The following is a 3,958-nucleotide window of genomic DNA, read 5'->3' as shown; positions in this document are numbered from 1 at the left end:
CTCGGCGCTCAGCAGGACACAGCCGCCCGCGGCGGCCGCCGTCGCCCTGCTCGCCTACCTGATCGTCGCCCTGATCAAGCCGGAGAAGTTCTGATGACCGCGCCGGCGGCCGACTCAGTCGATCTCGTAACTGTCCCCGTACACCTTCCACTTGAGCGGTGTGGCGAGCCCGAGATTGCCCTCGCGCAGGAACACGCGCTGGGCCGTCTCGACCCGGCTCACATCGCTGTGGGCGGCCTCCTGCTTCATCGCCCGGACCCGGGCGTCGAGAAAGGCGTTCAGGTACGTCGTCTCGTCGCCGCCGTCCGCGGGGGTGACCGCGTGCTGCCGGGCCCGTTCGCGGATGCCTCCGAAGCTGACGGCGTCCGTGCCGGGGCCGTGCATGACCATGGCGTCGTAGTAGACGAACTGGCCGAGCGTGCCGAGACAGTCCTGCTTCGCGCGCGTCACCGCCGGGTCGAAGTAGCCGCGGTCGCGCTCGTCGCGCTGGGCCCTGCGGAAGGCGGACGACTTGGCCGCCGTGCGCCAGGCGGCCGGGAAGCCGGGGTCCAGGCCGGTGTGGGAACCGCTGCCGTCGACCGCGCGCAGCGCGGGCAGGTAGCCGGCCAGGACGTTGCCCGGGACCCGCGCGGTGTACAGCTCCACCAGGGCCAGCATGTCGCTGGTGCCGGAACAGAAACCGATGATGCCGCCGGTGTAGCCGCGGCCGTCGCCGATGTCCTCGATGTACCCGTACTGCGCCTCCCAGTCCAGGGACGAGTTCTCCGCGCTGGAGACCAGCCGCATGGCGAGGTCCTTCTTCGCCGGGTCGTCGAGCCCCCGCGGCGAGGCGCCCGCCTCGGCCGAGGGCCATCCGGCGGTCACCATCGCCGTGCCGAGAACGGCGAGCAGGGTGCGGCGGGCGGTGATTCTGCGGAAGAACGGCACGTCGTCTCCAAAGAGGGGCGCTGTGAAGGGCGGGCGGGTGCACACCGACTGGGGAACGTGCGAGGACGGCCGCAGGAAATCACCGTAAGTCGAAGAACATATGAACAGTCGGATTCATGACGGTTCCCGGCAACCGCACCCGTGCAGCGCCCGCGTATCACCGGCGGTCAGTCGGCTGCCCGTGCGGCGCGTGGACGCAGTACCGTCGCCGCCAGCGTCAGCGCGCCCGTCGCGATCAGCGCCGCCACCCGGAACGCCAGCCGGTAGCCCTCCGCGGTTGCCGGGACGAGTTGCGCACCCTGCTCGACCAGTCCGGCGGTGTGACCGGCGGCGAGCGTCGACAGCACCGCGAAGCCCAGCGAACCGCCCACCACCTGAGTGGTGTTGAACAGGCCCGAGGCCAGACCGGCGTCCTCCGGCCGCGCTTCCGACATGGCGAGCCCGGTCAGCGCGGGCATCGCGGCGGCGAATCCGACGGAGAGCAGGAGCATGGGGGGAAGGACGTCCCCGGCGTACGAGCCGTCGACGGGAGCACGGCTCAGCAGGGCCATTCCGGCGACGACGAGGGCCAGTCCGGCGAGCAGCACCCGGTACGGGCCGAACCGGCCGACGGTCCGCGCCGAGAGGCCCAGCATCAGCACCCCGATCGTGACGGGAGCCGGCAGGAAGGCCGTACCGGTGGTCAACTCGTCGTATCCGAGGACGCGTTGGACGTACAGCGCGCCGATGAACTGGAAGCCGTACATCGTGGCGATCATCAGGACCTGAACGGCGTTCGCCCCGCTCAGCAGCCGTGAACCGAAGAGCCGCAGCCGCAGCAGCGGGCGTGCCGTGCGCGCCTGGCGGAGCGTGAACGCCACGAGGAGGACGAGGGCGAGCGCCGACAGCAGCAGCGTGGCCGTCAGTGCCCGGCCGCCGGCCCCGACGATGACGTAGACCGTGAGCGTCAGCGCGCCGGTGACCAGCACGGCTCCCGGGAAGTCGGCGCCCTCGCGCAGGCCGGTGCCCGGCTCGGGCGCGAGGACGCGGACCGCGGCGAGCAGTGCGACCAGGCCGATCGGCAGATTGATCAGGAAGATCCAGTGCCAGTTCAGTGCCTGGGTCAGCGCCCCGCCCAGGAACGTGCCGAGGGCCCCGCCCGCCGCCCCGACCGCGCTGAACACCGCGATGGCGCGCACCTGTTCCCGCGGCTCAGGGAACAGCGCGACCAGCATGCCCAGTACCACCGCCGTGGTCATCGCCCCGCCGACGCCCTGGAGGGCCCGCGCCGCGATCAGCGTCTCCCGGCCGGTGGCGACCCCGCAGAGCACGGAGGCCGCGGTGAACACGGCGAGCCCGGTCGCGAACATCCGCTTGCGGCCGAGCAGGTCGCCGAGCCGGCCCGCCAGCAACAGCAGTCCGCCGAAGGGGATCAGGTACGCGTTGACGACCCAGGCCAGGCCCGGTCCGTCGAAGCCGAGATCGCTCTGGATCGCGGGCATCGCCACGGTGACGATGTTGCCGTCCAGGATCGTCATCAGCGTGCCCGCGCACAGGACGGCCAGCGCCGACCAGCGGGAGTGCGCGCGGGGGTGGGTGCGGTGACGGGTCCGGGGCGGTGCCGGCTGCTTCGGTGTCTGAGCCGTGGTCGACATGGTCTGCCGGTCTCCGTATTCTCGGGAAAACCCTTGGTGCACGACTTGTAACGGAGTACATCGTGGGTGACCGTGGAGGCCGAGGTAAGGAGGCAGTCCGATGTCCCAGAGGAACACCGGTGTTACCGCCCAGGTCGTGAACGCGCACGCCTGCCCGGTCCGTGAGGTTCTTGACAGGGTCTCCGGAAAATGGAGCGTGCAGATCCTGGTGGCGGCGGCGCACGGCCCGATCCGCTTCACCGAACTGGAGCGCAGCATCGAGGGCATCAGCCGGCGCATGCTGACCCTCACCCTGCGCAACCTGGAGCGCGACGGGCTGCTGACGCGCACCGTGCATCCGACGGTGCCGCCCAAGGTCGAATACGAACTCACCCCGGTCGCCCGTGAGTTGCACGAGACCCTGCAACGGCTGACCGACTGGGCCGAACGCAACCGGGTGTACATCGCCGAGGCGCGTGCGGCCTACGACGTCGAGCACAACCCGGAGTTGACCGACGCGTAGGCCGCAGCCGGCCGGTGCTCCGGGACGGACAGTTGGGCGGTCGGGCGGCCCGGTCCGGTGCGCTCCGGCTCACAGTCCGAACAGGGCCGGGTCCGCCGCCAGTGTCCGGAAGTGTTTGCGCGGGTCCGCCACCAGCCTGCGTTCCTTGAGGTCCATCAGTCCGCCGACCCCGGTGAGTTCGGCCGCCACCGTGCCGTCGTCCGTCCGGCGGATCGCCTGCTCGATCCGGAAGGTCTTGCCCTCGCCCCAGATGAACGCGCAGGTCACCTCGACCTCGTCACCCGCCAGCAGCTCACGCCGGTAACGGATGGTCGTCTCCAGCGCGACCGGGCCGACCCCTGTGGACACCAGCCCCGTCTGGCTGATGCCGGCCGCCTTGAGCAACGACCAGCGGGCGTGCTCCGCGTAGTTGAGGTACACGCTCTGGTTGAGGTGGCCCTGTACGTCCGTCTCGTAACCGCGGACGGTCACCCGCACGGAAAACGGTTCACTCACTGCAACTCCCTGTCGTCGTACTCGCGTCGTCGAGCTCTCGCCGTCGTGCGCGTCGGTGCCCGGTACGCCGATCTTGACACGGGCGTCAGACCCGGCGCGGGGATGCCAGCAGATAGCGGTCCCGTGTCCGGGGGTCGGTGTGTTCGCCGGCCTGCCAGCCCGCCTTCTCCAGGGTCAGCGCACACGCCCGCAGGGCCTCGCCGTCCGGCTCGTGCACGGCGACGGCGTCCGGCTGCGGGGTCGCGCGCACCCGGTAGCCGGCCGTGTCCGGGCCCGCCGGCCGGTGACCCGCCGCCTCCAGGGCGAGCGCGGCCGCCCGCACCAGATGCGCTCGCTCCCAGCCGCAGGGCAGCTCCGTGGTGCCGCCCGGACTGGTCATCCGACGCAGCTCCAGCAGTCC

General features: G+C 71.2%; 5 protein-coding genes and 1 pseudogene. 2 read left to right on the top strand and 4 right to left on the bottom strand.

Going from position 1 to position 3,958, the window contains the following annotated elements:
- Positions 1–94 (top strand): K(+)-transporting ATPase subunit F (kdpF, locus tag ABT085_RS44755; RefSeq protein ID WP_351622524.1); only part of this gene is annotated, 94 nt, incomplete at its 5' end.
- A gap of 20 nt (positions 95–114) precedes the next feature.
- Here the strand turns inward: kdpF and ABT085_RS44750 are convergent.
- Together ABT085_RS44750 and ABT085_RS44745 are read right to left on the bottom strand one after the other, a co-directional pair.
- On the bottom strand, positions 115–867 hold the full coding sequence (locus tag ABT085_RS44750) for a chitosanase (protein WP_351622521.1): 753 nt from the start codon (positions 865–867) through the stop codon (positions 115–117).
- Between the two features lie 227 nt (positions 868–1,094).
- Entirely contained in the window at positions 1,095–2,561 is a 1,467-nt protein-coding gene (locus tag ABT085_RS44745; protein ID WP_351622519.1) for an MFS transporter, read from the bottom strand.
- Positions 2,562–2,661: 100 nt separating this feature from the next.
- Between ABT085_RS44745 and ABT085_RS44740 the strand changes: the two genes are divergently transcribed.
- Positions 2,662–3,063, top strand: coding sequence for a winged helix-turn-helix transcriptional regulator (locus ABT085_RS44740; protein ID WP_351622516.1), 402 nt, complete (start codon positions 2,662–2,664; stop codon positions 3,061–3,063).
- A gap of 69 nt (positions 3,064–3,132) precedes the next feature.
- On the opposite strand, the gene ABT085_RS44735 is transcribed toward ABT085_RS44740, so the two are convergent.
- Together ABT085_RS44735 and ABT085_RS44730 are read right to left on the bottom strand one after the other, a co-directional pair.
- Positions 3,133–3,558 (bottom strand): acyl-CoA thioesterase, encoded by a 426-nt coding sequence (locus ABT085_RS44735; RefSeq protein ID WP_351622514.1) that lies wholly within the window; start codon positions 3,556–3,558, stop codon positions 3,133–3,135.
- An 85-nt stretch (positions 3,559–3,643) separates the two neighbouring features.
- Positions 3,644–3,958 (bottom strand): annotated as a pseudogene (locus tag ABT085_RS44730) (hypothetical protein); the annotation flags it as partial.

This window comes from Streptomyces sp. NPDC002265 (assembly GCF_040296125.1).
GTDB lineage: Bacteria > Actinomycetota > Actinomycetes > Streptomycetales > Streptomycetaceae > Streptomyces.
This window is presented reverse-complemented; position numbering and strand designations above follow the sequence as displayed.